Source organism: Polaribacter batillariae (assembly GCF_017498485.1).
GTDB classification, from domain to species: Bacteria; Bacteroidota; Bacteroidia; order Flavobacteriales; family Flavobacteriaceae; genus Polaribacter; species Polaribacter batillariae.
This window is the reverse complement of sequence record NZ_CP071795.1, coordinates 3426147-3443827: the sequence shown is the minus strand read 5'-3', so window position 1 is coordinate 3443827 and position 17681 is coordinate 3426147. Positions and strand designations below refer to the sequence as shown.

Below are 17681 nucleotides of genomic sequence, written 5' to 3'. Positions count from 1 at the left end.
TTAAATAGACCATTATTACCTGTTATAAATATACTTTTACTTCAAAGTATTTCGAACCCGTTTTTCGAAATTTCTTAGAACTATGACAAAACTAAAACTTAAAGAAAAAATTGGATACGCCCTTGGAGATGGAGCCGCAAATATTGCGTGGAGAGGTGTGGCTACTTTTTTGTTTATTTTTTATACAGATGTTTTTGGGCTAAACCCAATTACAGTCGGAATTTTATTTTTAGTTGCCAGATTTAGCGATGGAATTTCCGATGTTTTAATGGGAATTATTGGCGACAGAACCCAAACTAAATATGGCAAATTTAGACCTTGGATTTTGTGGACCGCAATTCCACTCGCTGTAATGCTTTCTTTATTATTTACAAATCCTGGTTTTAGTACTACTGGTAAAATTATTTACGCTTACATTACTTATATTTTATTCACGCTAATCTATACAGCCAATAACATTCCTTATGGAGCATTAATGGCTGTGATGACTGGCGACGATAAAGAACGTGCAAGTTTAGGATCTTACAGAATGGTAGGTGCTTTTGCAGGTGGCATGTTGGTACAAGGTGCTTTGCTGTATTTAGTAGCGAGTTTTGGAAATATCAACCCTAATATACAGCTTCAAAAAAATTCCGAAGATCGGTACGAAGCTACAATTTCATCCAAAGAAAACTTCGAAAATGTAAACATTAAAACCGACAACGGAATTGCATTATTCGCCTTTACAGACACTTCTTTAGAAACCGAAAATGCAGAACCAGTTCCTTCTAAAACTTTTTCTGTTGAAGCAAATAAAATTTATAAGTTTACCATTTCAGGAGAAAAAGATTTAAAAGTAAACGATATTACCATCATCAATCAAAAAAAAGGATACAGCAATGCCATGTATGCAATGTCGGTGGTTTTAGCCATTCTTTTATTAATTACTTTTTTTTCTACGAAAGAAAGAGTTTTACCTCCAAAAACACAAAAAAACAATTTAAAACAAGATTTTAAAGATTTAATCCATAACAAACCTTGGTTGATATTATTGATTGTTGGACTACTTTTTAATATTTATAATTCCATCAAACAAGGCATTATAATTATTTATTTTACGCATTATTTAAACAACCAATTATTATCTGCCTCTTTTTTAGTAAGTTTAATGATTGCTTCTATTTTAGGAGCCATGGCAACAGCTCCTTTAAGTAAAAGGTTTGGAAAAAAGAACCTGTTTATTGGTGCTTTATTATTTTCTGGAATTGTAAATAGCTTGTTTATTTTTTGCAATCCAGATAATATTAAAGCCATTTTTACCATCGGAATTTTATCAGAATTTGCAGCCGCAATTTTTCCAACACTATTCTTTGTTATGTTAGGTGATGCTGCAGATTATTCAGAATATAAAAACAAAAGAAGAGCCACAGGTTTAATTTATTCTGCAGGTTCTTTTGCTACAAAATTTGGTGGCGGAATTGCAGGCGCAATTATTGGGTTGGTTTTAGGAATGTACCATTACAATGGGCAAGACACTGTTGCTATACAAGGTGCCATTCCAGGAATATTAATGTTAATGAGTTGGATTCCTGCAATTATTACAGCTATTGCTGCAGGTTTAATGACGTTTTACCCATTAACGCAATCGAAAATAACACAAGTTACACAAGAATTATACACAAGAAGACAATTAGAACAAAAGAGCAACACTATATAAATATGAAAAAATTTCCAAAAGATTTTATTTGGGGTACCGCTACTTCTTCTTACCAAATAGAAGGAGCTGCAGATATAGATGGCAAAGGACCTTCTATATGGGATGCATTTTGCACGATTCCAGGAAGAATTGTACAAGGAGAAACAGGCAATATCGCTTGTGATCATTACCATAAGTTCAAAGAAGACATTCAACTAATGAAAAAGATGGGCGTAAAAGCATATCGATTTTCAATTGCCTGGGCCAGAGTAATGCCCACAGGAAAAGGAGATGTGAACGAAAAAGGAATTGAATTTTATTCTGAATTAATTGACGAACTTTTGAAAGCTGGTATAGAACCTTGGGTAACATTGTATCACTGGGATTTACCACTTGCGTTACAGTTAGAAGAAGATGGTTGGCTCAATAAAAATATAACAGATTATTTCTCAGATTACGCGAATTTGTGTTTTGATAGATTTGGAGATCGTGTAAAAAATTGGATTACATTAAATGAACCTTGGGTTGTTTCTATTTTAGGATATGGTCAAGGAGTATTTGCCCCTGGAAGATCTTCTAATTCAGAACCCTATCTCGCTGCACATCATTTAATTATCGCGCATGCAAAAGCAGTTGCAGTTTATAGAGAAAAATATGGGCATCAAAAAGGGCAAATCGGAATTTCTAACAATTGTGATTGGCGTGAACCTCTAACCGATAGCCAAGAAGATAAACAAGCTGCAGAAAGAGCGCTTGAGTTTTTCTTAGCTTGGTTTGCAGACCCTGTTTATAAAGGCGATTATCCAGAGGTTATGAAAGAAAAACTAAAAGAACGTCTTCCTAAGTTTTCTGAGTCTGAGAAAAAAATGATAAAAAATTCTTCAGATTTTTTCGGATTAAACCATTACACGACCATGTATGCTGCACATTCAGAAGGTAAACAAGAAGAAATTTCGGTTCATGGAAATGGAGGTATCTCAGAAGACCAAGATGTTAGCTTGTCTTTAGATAAAAGCTGGAATGTAACGTTAATGGACTGGGCTGTTGTGCCATGGGGTTGTAAAAAATTACTAAAATGGATAGACAATCGCTATAACCAACCCAATATTTACATTACTGAAAACGGTTGTGCTTACGCAGATAAATTAGTTAACGGAAAGGTTAACGACCAAGAAAGAGTCGATTTTTATCAAGGATACTTAAAAGCTTGCCAAGAGGCAATTGAAGATGGTGTGAAGCTTAAAGGCTATTTCGCGTGGTCGTTTATGGATAATTTTGAATGGGCATCAGGCTACGAAAAACGATTTGGGTTGCATTATGTAGATTTTGAAACTTTAGAAAGAATTCCAAAAAAATCTGCACTTTGGTTCAAAGAAGCTATCGAAAAGAACAGTGTTGAATCAAATGATATAAAAAAGCAATAAAATACCTGTAATGTTATCGTAACATTAGGTTAATCAACAAAAACCAATTAATTATGGCAGAAAATGCAAACCAAGTTGTTAGTAACGAAGACAAAGTTCCTTTTTTAAAGAAACTTGCCTACGCTGCTGGTGGTCCAGTAGATATTTTAGGAGTTTGGGTAATGGTAAGTATCGCTTATCAAGTATTCAACTTTGAGTTAAAAATGCCTCCAACCTACGTGGCAATTATTTTAATGTCTTTACGTTTGTGGGATGGCGTTATGGATCCACTAATGGGTTGGATTTCAGACAACTTTCGCTCTAAATGGGGGCGAAGAAGACCCTTTATTTTAGTGGGTGCAATTTTGGCAGGAATTACATATCCTTTTATTTGGTGGTTTCCAACAGACATGTCTCAAGAAGGCATTATGTTTTGGGTAATTGGTTTTGGTATTTTATTTTACACCTGTTTTACAGTTTGGGCAATGCCTTACCAAAGTATGCTAATGGAAATGACACCAGATTACAACGAACGCACCAGAGTTGCAGAAATAAGAAGTTATTTTCAAACAATTGCTGGTTTTTTTAACGGCTGGGTTTGGTGGTTAAGCATGTTACCCATTTTCTTTATTAATGGAGAAGCAAGTCCCGTAAATGGGATGCGCTACATTAGTTTAGGTATTGCTGTTGTTATTTTGGTTTTAGGAGTTTTACCCGCCATTTTCGTAAAAGAACGTTATTACGAAAGTGATTTAATTCAAAATCAAAAACAAGTAAAATTAACAGACAGTTTAAAAGAAACATTTTCTAATAAACCTTTTTTAATTTTATGCGGATTGACCATTTTCTTCCTATTAGCAACCTCTATTTTTGATAGTTATGGACGCTATGTTGGAACCTATTATGTGTTAGGTGGCGATTGGAACGAAGGTGCAAAATTTGCTGGCTATGGCACCGTTGTTTATATGGCTTTTAGTTTTATGTTTATTCCTTTATTTAGAAAATTATCAGAAAAAATAGGAAAACCTAGAGTTCTTATGATTTCTATGCTTTTAGTAATCGTTGCAGTTACCACAACTTGGTGGACGTTCAACCCAAATAACCCTTGGTTAATGTTAGCTAATACGGCTTTTATTGGTGCTGGTTATGCAGGTTTATGGTTAATGATACCTTCTATGCAAATAGATGTGGTAGATTATGATGAATTAAAAACAGGCGAAAGACGTGAAGGAAGTTTTGCTTCGATATTTTCTTGGGTTTTAAAATTTAGTTTTGTAATTGGTTTTATGATTTCTGGTCCATTAATCGAGTTAACAGGTTTCGATGCTAATTTAGATACAGCACAGCCTGAAGGTGTTTATGATGTTATGAGAATTGGCTTCTTAGCCATACCAATTGCGGCCTTAACAATTGCCATATTACTATTAAGAATATTTCCAATTACAGCAAAAAAAGCAGCTGAAATTAGAGAACAATTAGAAGAAAGAAGAGGTAAAGTATAAAAAATAAGACCTCACAGGTTTTAAAAACCCGTGAGGTCTAAACGATAAATCAACATAAAAATATATTAAAATGAAATACGGATATTTTGATGACAACAAAAGAGAATACATTATTACAAACCCAAAAACACCCGTAAAATGGACCAATTATGTGGGTACATTATCTTTTGGTGGAATCGTAGATCAAACAGGAGGTTCTTTAATTTGTAAAGGCGACCCTGCATTAAACAGAATTGTAAAATACATTCCACAACTACCAGGCTCAGATTTTAAAGGAGAAACTTTATACATAAGATTTAAAGAAGAAAACGGAAAATACAAGATATTCTCTCCTTTTTTTGTTCCTACTTTAGATGATTACGACCTATATGAATGCCATGTTGGCTTGTCTTATCAAAAAATAGTATCCGAATTTTATGGTATTAGAACAGAAGTTACCATTTTTGTACCGAATGAAGAAAATAGAGTAATTCGTAAGATTGAAGTAAAAAATATCAGCGGAAAAGATTTAGAAATAGATGTAATTCCGGTAGTAGAATTTACACATTTCGATGCTTTAAAACAATACACAAATGCAGATTGGTGTCCGCAAACAATGACGATGAGAGCCAGCAAAAATGCAGATGGAACAGTATTATTGCGACAGTATGCTTTTATGAAAAAAGATACAGAAAACAATTTTTTTACTTCGAATTATCCTGTAGATTCTTTTCAAACAGATCGCAAATTGTTTTTAGGCGATAACGAATACGGAACTTGGAAAAATCCTTTAGAGTTGCAAAACGAAAGTTTGTCTAATTTCGAAGCCAACAGAGGAGACAACATTGCTGCTTTATTGCATAAATTAGGAACTGTAAAAGATGGTGAAACAAAAACGGTTGTTACCCAATTAGGACAAGGAGCACCCAATGAAATAGAAAAAAATGCAGAAAAATTTAAAAAGGTTGCTAAAGTAGATAAAGCATTTCAAGAATTATCAGAATTTTGGGACGACTATTTATCAAAAGCTGAATTCCACACACCAGATGCAGCTTTCAACTCAATGGTAAACATTCACAATCCACGCCAATGCCATACCACATATAACTGGTCTCGCTACTTATCTTTATACCAATTAGGTTTAGGAGCCAGAGGTATTGGTTTTAGAGACAGTTCGCAAGATATTTTAGGAATTTTATCTTCAATGCCCCAAAAAGGAAAAGAATTAATTAAAAAATTAATTTCGGTAAAAAAAGAAGACGGTTCTGCCATGCACCAATTTTTTCCATCTACGATGGAAGCTAATGAAGGAGATTCTCGTGAAGAACCACATTTAAAAGATTATTATGGTGATGACCATTTATGGATTGTACAAACGGTTATCGAATACATTAAAGAAACAGGAGATTACGATTTCTTAGATGAAGAAATTACCTTTTACGAAAAGAAAGTTCCTTTATCCAATCGAAAAAAAGCAACTGTTTTAGAACATTTAAAACGTTCTTTAGAATTTACAAAAAACAACTGTGGCAAACATGGCTTACCTATGTTAGGTTTTGCAGATTGGAACGATACTGTAAACTTACCAGGAGATGCCGAAAGTATTTTTAATGCCAATTTATACGGAAAAGCATTAAACGAAATGGCTGCAATGTTAGACCATTTAGGCGATACAACATTGGCAGACCAGTATAGAAAAGATCACGCGCACATGAAAGAAGTGGTAAACACACATTGTTGGGATGGAGATTGGTATTTACGTTATTTCGAAGACAATGGCAACCCTATTGGCTCAAAACAAAACAGCGAAGGCCAAATTTATACCAATGCACAATCTTGGACCATTTTAGCTGGTTTTGCTACTGAAGAAAGAGCTAAAAAATCTTTAGATTCCATAGAAGATAAATTAAACACCAAATTTGGTATTAAATTAAGTTACCCAGGTTACAATGGTTATGATGAAAGTATTGGGGGGTTTCTACGTATCCTCCTGGAGCAAAAGAAAATGGCGGTATTTTCTTACATTCAAATCCTTGGGTAATGATTGCAGAAACAATCATGGGAAATGGAGACAGAGCCTTTCAATATTACAACCAAATCAATCCTGCCTCTAAAAACGATATTATAGACACGTTTGAATGCGATCCTTATTGCTATCCACAAAACATTTTAGGAGACGAGCACCCTCAATTTGGTTTGGCAAGAAATTCTTGGCTATCAGGAACTTCTTCTTGGACCTATCAAGCAGCAACCAAACACATTATGGGGGTTCGTCCAGACCATAAAGGCTTAATTATAGATCCTTGTATCCCTAAATCTTGGGATGGTTTTACAGCTGTTCGTAAATTTAGAGGCGCCACTTATAATATTGATGTAAAAAACCCAAACAATGTTTCAAAAGGAGTGGTTTCTATGCTTGTTGATGGACAAAAAATAGATGGACATATTGCACCAATTTTTAGCGACGGAAAAGAACATTCTGTAGAAATTATTTTAGGATAAAAAACTTCCTGCAAGGTTTCAAAGTTATCCTGCAAGGTTTTAAAAACCTTGTAGGTATTAACATTAACTTAATAAGTATCAACATAAAATAGAAAGTAAATAAAAATAATACCATTTCTTGTTTAAAATTACAGTAATTTCAAGTGATAAATGGTATAAAACCTACAAGGTAAAAAAAGAGACCTTACTAGAATAGAAAACAATATCTTATGAAAAATAAAATATCAAACATCTTTCTTTTATCACTTTGTACAATTTTAATTGTTTCATGCAATCAAAAATCAGCAAAGAAAGAAGCCGTAAAAAATCAACCAAAAAACATTTTATTTATTGCAATTGACGATTTAAAACCTTTAATGGGTGCTTACGGTCATAAAGAGGTAAAAACGCCAAATATAGATAAATTAGCGACGAATGGCTTTGTAATGTTAAACAACCATTGCCAGCAAGCAGTTTGTGGGCCTTCTAGAGCAAGTATTCTTACAGGAAAAAGACCAGATTATACACAAGTTTGGGATCTAAAAACGTTAATGAGAGACAAAAACCCGAATATTGTAACCATGCCACAATATTTCAAACAAAATGGTTATGAAACTGCAGCAGTTGGTAAAGTTTTCGATTATAGATCTGTAGATAAGGGCAATGATTCTATTTCATGGACTTATCCTTATGATAATTTTAAGCATCATTCTAAAATTGGTAGAGAATACATTAAAAATAAAGAGCGTGTTTCTTACGAAATTGTAAATGTACCTGATAGTATGACAGCAGATGGAGAGGTTGTAAGAAGAACAGTAAAGCAATTGCGTAAATTTGCCAAAGGCAATAAGCCTTTCTTTATGGCTACAGGTTTTTACAAACCTCATTTGCCATTTGTAGCTCCAAAAAAATACTGGGACATGTATCCTATAGAAAACATAAAGCTTCCAGAATATATGAAAGATCCAGAAGGAACTCCAGCATATGCTACACAACCCAGTTGGGAGTTAAGAGGTGGTTACGCAGACATTCCAAAGGATTACAATACCCCTATTCCTGTGGAAAAACAAAAAAGAATCATTCAAGGGTATTATGCATGTGTATCTTTTGTAGATCAGCAAATAGGAAACGTATTAGATGAATTAGACAAATTAGGTTTAAGAGAAAATACGGTAATTGTACTTTGGGGAGACCATGGTTGGCATTTAGGCGACCACAACATGTACTGTAAACACACTAATTACGAGCAATCTACAAAATCTCCTTTAATTTTTTCTGCGGGTAAAGATAAAGTTGGAACATCAAATTCTCCAACAGAATTTGTAGATGTTTATCCAACACTTTTAGAATTGGCAGGGATAAAATCACCAGGAAATTTAGATGGTGTTAGCTTAGTACCATTGATGGAAAACAAGGTAGAAAAAGTTAAAGATGTTGCTGTAAGCCAGTTTCCAAGAGATTCAAATAAAATGGGTTATACTTTTAGAAACGAACGCTATAGATATACTATTTGGATTAAAGATGAACAACCTTATGAGGCAAATAGAAATATTGACGAAGCAGAAATTGTAGCCGAAGAGTTTTACGATTACAAAGAAGACCCGCAAGAAACCAAAAATCTTGTGAATGAAAAGGAATATATAGAGGCTAAAAAAGATTTAAAAGCAAAAGCTTTTGCATATTTTAAAAGTCAAGAAACCAAGTAAACATGAAAACTTACATCTCTAATTTACTAATAATAGTAACGCTTTGCGTTGCTATTATTGGTTGTAACAAACCCAAAAAACACCAATTACCAGAAGCAATTTCGTACAACTTTACACCAAAAGATACCACGTGGAAAAGTTTGTCTATAAGAGAAAAAATTGGACAAACTATGATTGTAAGAGCGTTTCACAAAGCACAAGTTGCCCAATTTGGTTCTATCGAAAATATGATGGAAAAATACCCAATTGGTGGAATTTTTATTCCTTATTGGGACTATCTTTTTACTCCGCCAAGAGATCAAGTAATTCCAACTATTAAGAATGCGATTTCAGATTATGAAAACGCCTCAAAATACCCAATGATTGTAACCGAAGATTTTGAGCGTGGAGTTGGAAGTATTTATAACGAATTTACAAACATGCCTTCAGAAATGGCAGTTGGCGCAGCAAACAATACCGATTTAGCTTACAAATTCGGGAACGCCATTGCAAAAGAATCCAATGCATTAGGCGTAAATTGGTTGTTACATCCTTTGGTAGATTTAAACATGAATCCGCTACAAGATTTGGTCGTAGAAAGAGCCATTTCAGATGATGCAACAAGAGCTTATCCGTTGTTAAAAGCTCAAATTAAAGGTATGAATGCGCAAGGTGTCGTTTCAACTATAAAACATTTTCCAGGAGATGGAGCAACCATTAAAAACCAACATTTAATTACCTCTGCCAATAATTTATCTATTTCTGAATGGAATAAAACCTTTGGTACCATGTATCAAAAAATGATAAATGAAGGAACACCTGCAATTATGGTAGGTCACATTCGTTTTCCTGCCTATCAAAAAGAAAAAAGAAATGGTGTTTTTTTACCAGCTTCTTTATCAGAAGAATTAATGGTAGGTTTATTAAAAAAGAAAATGAAATTTAATGGAATAATTATGTCTGATGCACTAAATATGGGAGGTGCAGCAGGTTATTATAAAAATGAAATAGAAACCTCTTTAGCGGCATTTAAAGCTGGTGTAGATATGGTGTTATGGCCAACACTAAAATTTATGGACTCTTTAGAAGTAAGAATCAAAAGAGGAGACATTCCAATGTCTAGATTAGATGATGCTGTTGAGAGAATTTGGGGTGTTCGTGAAAAATACGGATTGTTACAAAAGAAAAAAAATATTTTCTATCCAATTTCAGAAAAAGAAACAGCCATCATTAAAAAAAATGCGCAAGAAATTGCGAATAGCGCTGTTACTTTATTAACAGATGCTATTAAAATTCCTTTAAAACCTTCAGAAAACAAAAAAATTGCGATTGTAAATATTAGTCACGAAAACAGAACCAACGATTTACGCTTTACTCAAGATTTACTAAAAACCAAAGGTTTTGATGTAGATACGATTTTGCACAATCCAAGTTTTTTAGAATGGGGTGAAAAATTAAATTTCTTTGACAAATATGATAAAGTATTGGTAGCTTTCGAAAATCGATACTTTAGTCCTTTAGGCGCATCCCTTTTAAAAGACAAAGAAGCGTTGGGTGTTTGGACCTTGGGAATGTTGCCACAAGAGAAAATTATTGCAGTTTCTTACAGCAATCCTTATTATGTAAATTTCTATTTTGAAAACGCTTATATAGGAATAAACGCCTATAGTTTAGATACATTTTCACAAAAAGCAGTCGTTAACGCATTAACGGGTAAAATTCCATTTAAAGGCACCTCTCCTGTTAAGTTAGTGCATGAGGTTTTGAAGTAAGTACAATTTTTTTACAAGATAAAGACCTTGAATGAATGGCATTTCAATTAAGGTCTTTTTTTATGGGTAAATTTGAAACACTACATTTTATCATCTGCAAAATTTCAACTTGATAGCTTAGGTCGTTTTGTCATTATGTCTAATTTATACTACAAATATTGAGGACGTGACAATTTTTAGCCCCATTTTTGATGATTATTAAACTGCAGCACAGGGGTTCATTATGTAATTTGCAATCGCAAAACTAAATAATATAGCGTCATGTTAAAAAAAATTACTTCCTTCGCCCTTTTGAACTTCATTTTTTTGGCTTCTATTTTTGGTCAAACACTACCAACCGACATTAATTTTGACACTAATACCTGGACAGAAAGTGGTTCTGGTATTACACTTTCAGGAAACGAATATACCATTGTAGGTCCTGGTTCTGGAATTAGTAAAGTGTATCTAGACGTACCCGTTTCTAACACCTATACGGATGTTTATGTTACTGCTGAAATTCAATTGAACAATATAGGTTATGGCGATCAAGTTTTTGAGGCACCAAGAGTAAAAGTGCTCAAAGGTGTTGGAGGCGCACTGTTAGTTGCAGAAAACTTAACAAAACACCCTATGGGAGCTTTTTACAAAGTAGGGGTTGCAATAAAAAAATACAATAATAAAAATACAAGTTCGGTTAGAATTGAATTTGTGATGCAGACAGCTACTGGAGAAATGAAAATTAAAAACCCAGTAATAACAAATGTACAGCCAGCAATGGAATTTGCATTTCCTTTTTCAGTACCAGCAAATCCAACGTATAATTTGGACATCGACACTAACAGCAAGCATGCTTTCAATAACGATTTGCTGTCTTCAAATACACATTTTAGATTTCTTGAGAACGACGGCGGGTATTCTTGGAGTTCCCCAGAGACGTCGCAAGTTATCAATAATTGGTTCCCACAAACCAATTTCAGGTTTCCTGGTGGTACAGTAGGTAATTATTACAATTATCAAACCGATGGGTACTATGCACCAGGTACAAACGGTGTAAATTTCACGAATTACTCTTCAGTTTTTAAGTTTGGTTACCCTGGTTATAAAGATATTTGTTTAAACAATAACGCATCATCAACTTTAATGTTTAACATGCTGATAGACTCTCCAACCGATTCAAAAAACAGATACCAAAGCAGATTAAATGATGGTTTAGATGTAAAATGGATAGAATTAGGAAACGAAAACTTCTTTTCCCAGCAGCAAGGTGGTAATGTAACAGATGTGGCTAGTTATATTTCACATACTACCAATGTAATTAATGAGTTAAAAACGGTAAACCCTAATGTAAAAGCTGCTGTAGCTTTAGAAAAAGATTATTATTTTAATGGAAGTTGGAATCATACTATTAAGCAGCATTTATTAACAGATGACTATTTTGATGCAGCTACACTTCACTTTTACAACAATACCAATGCCTTTTTGTATAGTGGTTCTACAATATACCGTATGCTAAAATCCTACAAGATAACTCAAGACAAGATTGCCAAATTCAATACACATTTTCCTGGGAAATCTGCCTTAATAACAGAATGGGGTGTTTTAACAGGTAATATGCCCGTAAACTTCTCTCAAACATTGGCAAGCGCTGATGTATTTTTAGCACTAGAAAAAGGTAACCAACAAGGTATCGTACAGCAAGCAGGTGTGCACATGTTCTGGCACAGTAACAAATATCACGAATCAACTCTAACTTATTTTGATGGTGGGCAAATGAAGTTGACCGCTATGGGAGTTATGTATTCATCTCTTTTCGATGTGTTTAAAGATAATGAGGTTTATGACGCTTATAGCTCTGGACCAGAGCTAGAAACTGGTTTGGAAGGTATGTACGCTAAAGCGGTTAATACAGGTTCTGAATACAAATTATTTGTAGTGAACAAACTGCCAGTTACATCTACTTTAAACTTTGCTATTGACGGGCTTCCATATGATGGAGATTATACCATTGAAACGTTTAATGAGGATATTACATCTGAAATGACAATCCCTTATGCTACAAAAGCTGCAGCGTTTAGCAATTCTACTACAACGGCAACTGCAGGTAATTTAAGTATTCCAGCATATAGTATAAACATAATAACTATTGCTTACCCAGTAGTAACTTGCGAAGCTTCAGAAGAAAACATCATCGCTAATGGTAATGCAGAATGTTTATTAGCAGATGGAAATTGGTCTGGTGTTATTTCTGGTTCTGCAGATGCTGAAGCTACGTTTTCTGATGAAAGTACCGAGGTTAATAACGGCAATAACGCATTTAAAGTTTCAACTACAAAAACCAATACATTAGCAACACCAAAACTAGGTGACGTTAGACTTGATAATGTAAAGTATGATGGAGATTTTAATGGAAAAACCATAACTGTTGATGTTTGGGCAAAATCTGATGTAGCTGCACAAATAGGAATTCAGTTAAAAATTGATAAAACTGCTGGAGGTTCATATTTTGTTGGAAATTATCCAACATTAACAACAACGTACACAAAATATACCATAACAACCAATATCAACGAATCAACAACAGGAGTTTCCCTAAGGTTATTAGCGGGTAAAACAGTTGCTAATTATTATTTTGATGATATTATGGGAGTAATAAATACCAATCTCGATGTTGATAACGATGGCTATAATAATGATGTAGATTGTAACGACAATGATGCTACAGTAAACCCAGGAGCAACTGAAATCCCTAATAATGGTATTGATGACGATTGTAACCCACTAACTGAAGACAATCAACCTACGTGCAATAACCAAACTTATGATTATACAGATTTTGAATCTGGTTGGGGTATTTGGAATAGCACTGGTTCTGATAGTAGAAGAATTTCAAATGCTTCTTATTCTATGGATAGTTATAGTATAAAACTACGAGATAATTCATCATCATCTATTATTTACACAGATAATATGAATTTAGTAAACTATGAAGAGTTAACTATCGATTTTACCTACTACTCTATTGGTTTTAGTACTGCTAATGAAGGTTTCTTTTTGGAGATTTCTACAAATGGTGGCGCATCCTATTCGCAAGTGGAAGAATGGAATTATACTGATGAGTTTGTAAATAACCAACGCTACAATGAGCAAGTGGTAATATCTGGAGTTACTTTTACCGCTAACACTAGGTTACGATTTAGAGCTAATGGAACAGATAACTTAGATCGATTTTTTATAGATAATATCTCTATTTCTGGGTGCTATAAGGGTTCAGCAAGTAAAACTGCAAATACTACTAAAAAGAAAAAGGCTGGTAAAACAGAAGAAATTGATAAACAGAGTATTTTAGGATTGGAAATGTACCCAAATCCAGCATCAAGTTTTATAAATGTTAACTTAAGCTCAAACATAGATAGAATAAAAGAGATACATATATTCGATTTAAGTGGCAGACTAGTAATTTCTAGTCAAGGACATAATAAGTTTAAAACAAAAATACCATTAAATACTATTAATAATGGCATTTATCTATTGCAAGTAGTTACAAAGAAAGGTAAAGTATTAAAAATGAATAAGTTTATAAAGTTTTAAAGTTTTTTACACAAGATGATGTTTATAAACTTTTTATCATGTACAATAATTTAATGCCAGTTATTATTTTAAACTACTGGAAAAGAAATTGATGATTTTTTTTCTTTATATTTAAAATTTCTATAAAAAAGAGGCTGTCACAAAAGTAAATCTAACTGTTCATTTTTAGCATTACTAAAATTAAAATATATTTTGATTGAAAATAGCTAACGAAGTTATCGAAAAATATAAAATATTGAAATTCAATAAATAAGATTTCTCTATTACAGTCGAAATGACAAATTTTAATACTTTTGAGACGGCCTCTTCTTTTATTTTGAAGCAATAAGTGAAAAAAGACGTATAGTATAATTCGTAAAGTTGGCTCTAGATTTAAAACCTAAGCATACATTTTATCACGTAGTTCTTTAATTTTTGGATCCGATAAATAATCGTCGAAAGTAGCATATCTATCTATTACGCCTTTTGGTGTTAGCTCTATAATTCTATTGGCAACCGTTTGTGCAAACTCATGATCGTGTGTAGAGAACAAAATAGTTCCTTTAAAATTAATTAAAGCATTGTTTAAAGACTGAATTGATTCTAAATCTAAGTGATTCGTAGGTTCGTCTAAAAGTAAAACGTTTCCTCTTTTCATCATCATTCGAGACAACATACAACGTACTTTTTCTCCTCCAGAAAGCACGTTGCTTTTCTTTAAAGCTTCTTCCCCAGAAAAAATCATTTTTCCTAAGAAACCACGTAAAAACACTTCTTCTCGCTCTTCTTCGGTTTGTGCATATTGTCTTAACCAATCTACTAAATTTAGCTCTCCGTCTTTAAAAAAGCTCGAATTATCTAAAGGCAAGTAAGATTGAGTTGTGGTAACTCCCCAAGAGAATTCGCCTGCATCTGCTGCTTCATTTCCAGTTATAATTTGATAGAAAGCTGTAACTGCTCTCGAATTTCTAGAAATAATAGCGACTTTATCTCCTTTATTTAAATTGATATGAACCTCTTTAAACAAAATTTCATCTTCAAAAGTTTTCGACAAGCCTTCGATATTTAAAATTTGGTCTCCTGCTTCTCTATCTCTATCGAAAATAATGGCAGGATAACGTCTGCTCGAAGGTTTTATGTCTTCTACATTTAACTTTTCAATCATTTTTTTACGAGAAGTTGCTTGTTTCGATTTTGCAACATTGGCAGAAAAACGACGAATAAAATCTTCTAACTCTTTCTTTTTATCTTCTGCTTTCTTATTTTGTTGTGCTCGTTGTTTTGCAGCCAATTGACTCGATTCGTACCAAAAAGTATAGTTCCCAGAATAATGGTTTATTTTACCAAAATCAATATCAGAAATATGTGTACAAACCGCGTCTAAAAAGTGTCTATCATGAGAAACTACAATTACAGTATTCTCGAAATTTGCCAAGAAATTTTCTAACCAAGCAATGGTTTCGAAGTCTAAGTCGTTAGTAGGTTCATCCATTATTAAAACATCTGGATTTCCAAAAAGTGCTTGTGCAATTAACACACGAACTTTTTGTTTACCATCTAAATCTTTCATTAATGTATAATGCAAATCTTCTTTTATCCCTAAGTTAGAAAGCATTGCAGCTGCGTTGGCATCTGCATTCCATCCATCCATTTCTTCAAACTTAATTTGCAACTCGCCTATTTTCTCTGCATTTTCATCTGTATAATCTGCATATAATTCGTCGATTTGTTTTTTAATATTAAACAAGTCTTTGTTACCCATTACTACCGTTTCTAAAACCGGATATTCATCAAAAGCATAGTGGTCTTGTGTTAAGACAGACATACGTTTTCCTGCTTCTAAATGCACGCTTCCAGAGGTTGGTTCTTGTTTTCCGGAAATTATTTTTAGAAATGTAGATTTTCCTGCTCCATTTGCGCCAATAATTCCGTAACAATTTCCTTGCAAGAACTTTGTATTTACTTCGTCAAATAAAACACGTTTGCCAAATTGAACTGATAGGTTAGATACTGATAACATAGTACTATTTTTAAATTTTGTGCAAAAGTACAAATTCCATTTTTCTTTTTGCTGCTAATACTCATTCAATTTTAAATCGAAAAAGTTGCTAATAAAAATTTAAAAGTGTTATTTTTTTAACAGCGAATTAACAAAGGTACCTACTTCTAATTTCTACATTTGTGAATAGTGCATATGCTACATTATGATTAAAAAAACACTACATATATTATTAATTTTTGTAACCTTTATTGGTTGTACCGACAACAATAAAAATGCAAAAACTTTTTTTGGAGGTAAAATTATCAATCCAAAGTCTAGGTATGTTGTACTATATGCTTTAGATAAGGTTATAGATACATTGTATTTAGATTCTAGAAACAAGTTTATAAAAGATTATAAAAATTTAAACGAAGGTTTGTATTATTTTATACACGGAATTGAAAACCAGTATATTTATTTAGAACCAAAAGATAGCTTAATGTTGCGTTTAAATACTTGGGATTTTGACGAATCGTTAGTTTTTACTGGAAAAGGGGCAGAAAGAAATAATATTTTAATTGATTGTTTTTTAGAAGACGAAAACGATAACCGTTTCTTTTATAGTTTAAACAAACTAAAATCTTCTGATTACAAAAAGAAAATCGATTCTGTTTTAAACCAAAAACTACTAACATATCAAACGTATGTAGATGAGCACCCAAATGAAACGGCTGGTTTTCGAAAAGTTTTAAAAACGGCATTAACTTTTCCAATTTATTCGCGTTTAGAAAGATATCCTATAGAACATTTAAAATATAAAGCTTTAAACGATTTTCCAAAAGTAGAGGCTTCTTTTTACGATTATAGAAATAAAATCGATTTAAATAACGATTCTTTAATGTATTACACGCCTTATGCAGAGTACATTAGAAATTATTTATACAATTACACATTTTCATTAGGGCATAAGCCAATGAAACAGCATTATTCCTCTAAATTTACTGTAGATTTATTAAAAACAATAAATAGCAAAATTAGCTCTAAAGAATCTAAAAATGCCTTCTTAAAAAGAACCGTTTTAGACCATTTTTATAAAAAATCGAGTTGCGATGTAAACGAAGAAGCTTTCGCTATTTTTTCTAAATATTCTACAAATAAAAAGGATAAAAAAATTATAGAAAGACTGCTAGAAGATAGCAAAAAATTTAATGAAGGAGATCAAATTAAAGGCTTTGCAATTTTCGATTTTACAAATCATCCAATAAAAATTGAAAAAATTATAAAAAATAAAAATACGGTTTTATTTTTTTGGAACCCAGAATATGCCTCTAAAGACTACATAACCTCGAGAATTAAATATTTTAAACATAATTTTCCTGAATTACAATATTTAATTGTAAAAATCGATGGAAATGATAAAGATAGAATCGAAAAATTAGATATTAAAGAGCAATATTATATTAACGAATCTAGCAAAGCAAATTCTTTTTTAACAAGCAAAATGCCTAGAACAATTCTTATTAATAAAAACGGAATTGTAGAAAATGGATATGCTTCTATTTCTTCTCCGAAAATCTACAATCAATTAAAAAAATTGAATAAAAATTAATAAAACAATTTAAAAATTGCCATTTATTTAATTTAATGTACCTTT

General features: G+C 32.7%; 8 protein-coding genes and 1 pseudogene. 8 read left to right on the top strand and 1 reads right to left on the bottom strand.

Annotation, left to right across the window (positions count from 1 at the left end; all coding sequences use genetic code 11):
- Positions 1-82: 82 nt before the first annotated feature.
- The 7 genes and pseudogenes from JL193_RS15105 (at position 83) to JL193_RS15070 (ending at position 14067) form a co-directional block, all read left to right on the top strand.
- Positions 83-1696, top strand: a complete 1614-nt coding sequence (locus JL193_RS15105) for an MFS transporter (RefSeq protein WP_207971571.1) — start codon at positions 83-85, stop codon at positions 1694-1696.
- 2 nt (positions 1697-1698) lie between these two features.
- Positions 1699-3099: a GH1 family beta-glucosidase gene (locus tag JL193_RS15100; protein WP_207971570.1), complete on the top strand. Its 1401-nt coding sequence runs from the start codon at positions 1699-1701 to the stop codon at positions 3097-3099.
- A gap of 53 nt (positions 3100-3152) precedes the next feature.
- Positions 3153-4580: an MFS transporter gene (locus JL193_RS15095; protein WP_207971569.1), complete on the top strand. Its 1428-nt coding sequence runs from the start codon at positions 3153-3155 to the stop codon at positions 4578-4580.
- A 70-nt stretch (positions 4581-4650) separates the two neighbouring features.
- Positions 4651-7061 (top strand): annotated as a pseudogene (locus tag JL193_RS15090) (glycoside hydrolase family 94 protein).
- A 209-nt stretch (positions 7062-7270) separates the two neighbouring features.
- Complete coding sequence (locus JL193_RS15080; protein ID WP_207971567.1) at positions 7271-8746, top strand: sulfatase; 1476 nt, start codon at positions 7271-7273, stop codon at positions 8744-8746.
- A 2-nt stretch (positions 8747-8748) separates the two neighbouring features.
- On the top strand, positions 8749-10497 hold the full coding sequence (locus JL193_RS15075; protein ID WP_207971566.1) for a glycoside hydrolase family 3 protein: 1749 nt from the start codon (positions 8749-8751) through the stop codon (positions 10495-10497).
- A gap of 306 nt (positions 10498-10803) precedes the next feature.
- Positions 10804-14067, top strand: a complete 3264-nt coding sequence (locus JL193_RS15070; protein ID WP_207971565.1) for a T9SS type A sorting domain-containing protein — start codon at positions 10804-10806, stop codon at positions 14065-14067.
- Between the two features lie 379 nt (positions 14068-14446).
- Here the strand turns inward: JL193_RS15070 and JL193_RS15065 are convergent, their stop codons facing one another.
- Positions 14447-16066 (bottom strand): ABC-F family ATP-binding cassette domain-containing protein, encoded by a 1620-nt coding sequence (locus tag JL193_RS15065; protein ID WP_207971564.1) that lies wholly within the window; start codon positions 16064-16066, stop codon positions 14447-14449.
- Between the two features lie 184 nt (positions 16067-16250).
- On the opposite strand from JL193_RS15065, the gene JL193_RS15060 reads away from it, so the two are divergent.
- Positions 16251-17636 carry a hypothetical protein gene (locus JL193_RS15060; protein ID WP_207971563.1) on the top strand — a complete coding sequence of 462 codons (1386 nt, stop codon included), beginning with the start codon at positions 16251-16253 and terminating at the stop codon, positions 17634-17636.
- Positions 17637-17681: the final 45 nt, after the last annotated feature.

Bases quoted from the DNA above. Each gene is read 5' to 3' on its own strand.
- JL193_RS15095 (WP_207971569.1), top strand. From the start codon at position 3,153: ATGGCAGAAAATGCAAACCAAGTTGTTAGTAACGAAGACAAAGTTCCT.
- JL193_RS15100 (WP_207971570.1), top strand. From the start codon at position 1,699: ATGAAAAAATTTCCAAAAGATTTTATTTGGGGTACCGCTACTTCTTCT.
- JL193_RS15065 (WP_207971564.1), bottom strand. From the start codon at position 16,066: ATGTTATCAGTATCTAACCTATCAGTTCAATTTGGCAAACGTGTTTTA.
- JL193_RS15105 (WP_207971571.1), top strand. From the start codon at position 83: ATGACAAAACTAAAACTTAAAGAAAAAATTGGATACGCCCTTGGAGAT.
- JL193_RS15075 (WP_207971566.1), top strand. From the start codon at position 8,749: ATGAAAACTTACATCTCTAATTTACTAATAATAGTAACGCTTTGCGTT.
- JL193_RS15080 (WP_207971567.1), top strand. From the start codon at position 7,271: ATGAAAAATAAAATATCAAACATCTTTCTTTTATCACTTTGTACAATT.
- JL193_RS15060 (WP_207971563.1), top strand. From the start codon at position 16,251: ATGATTAAAAAAACACTACATATATTATTAATTTTTGTAACCTTTATT.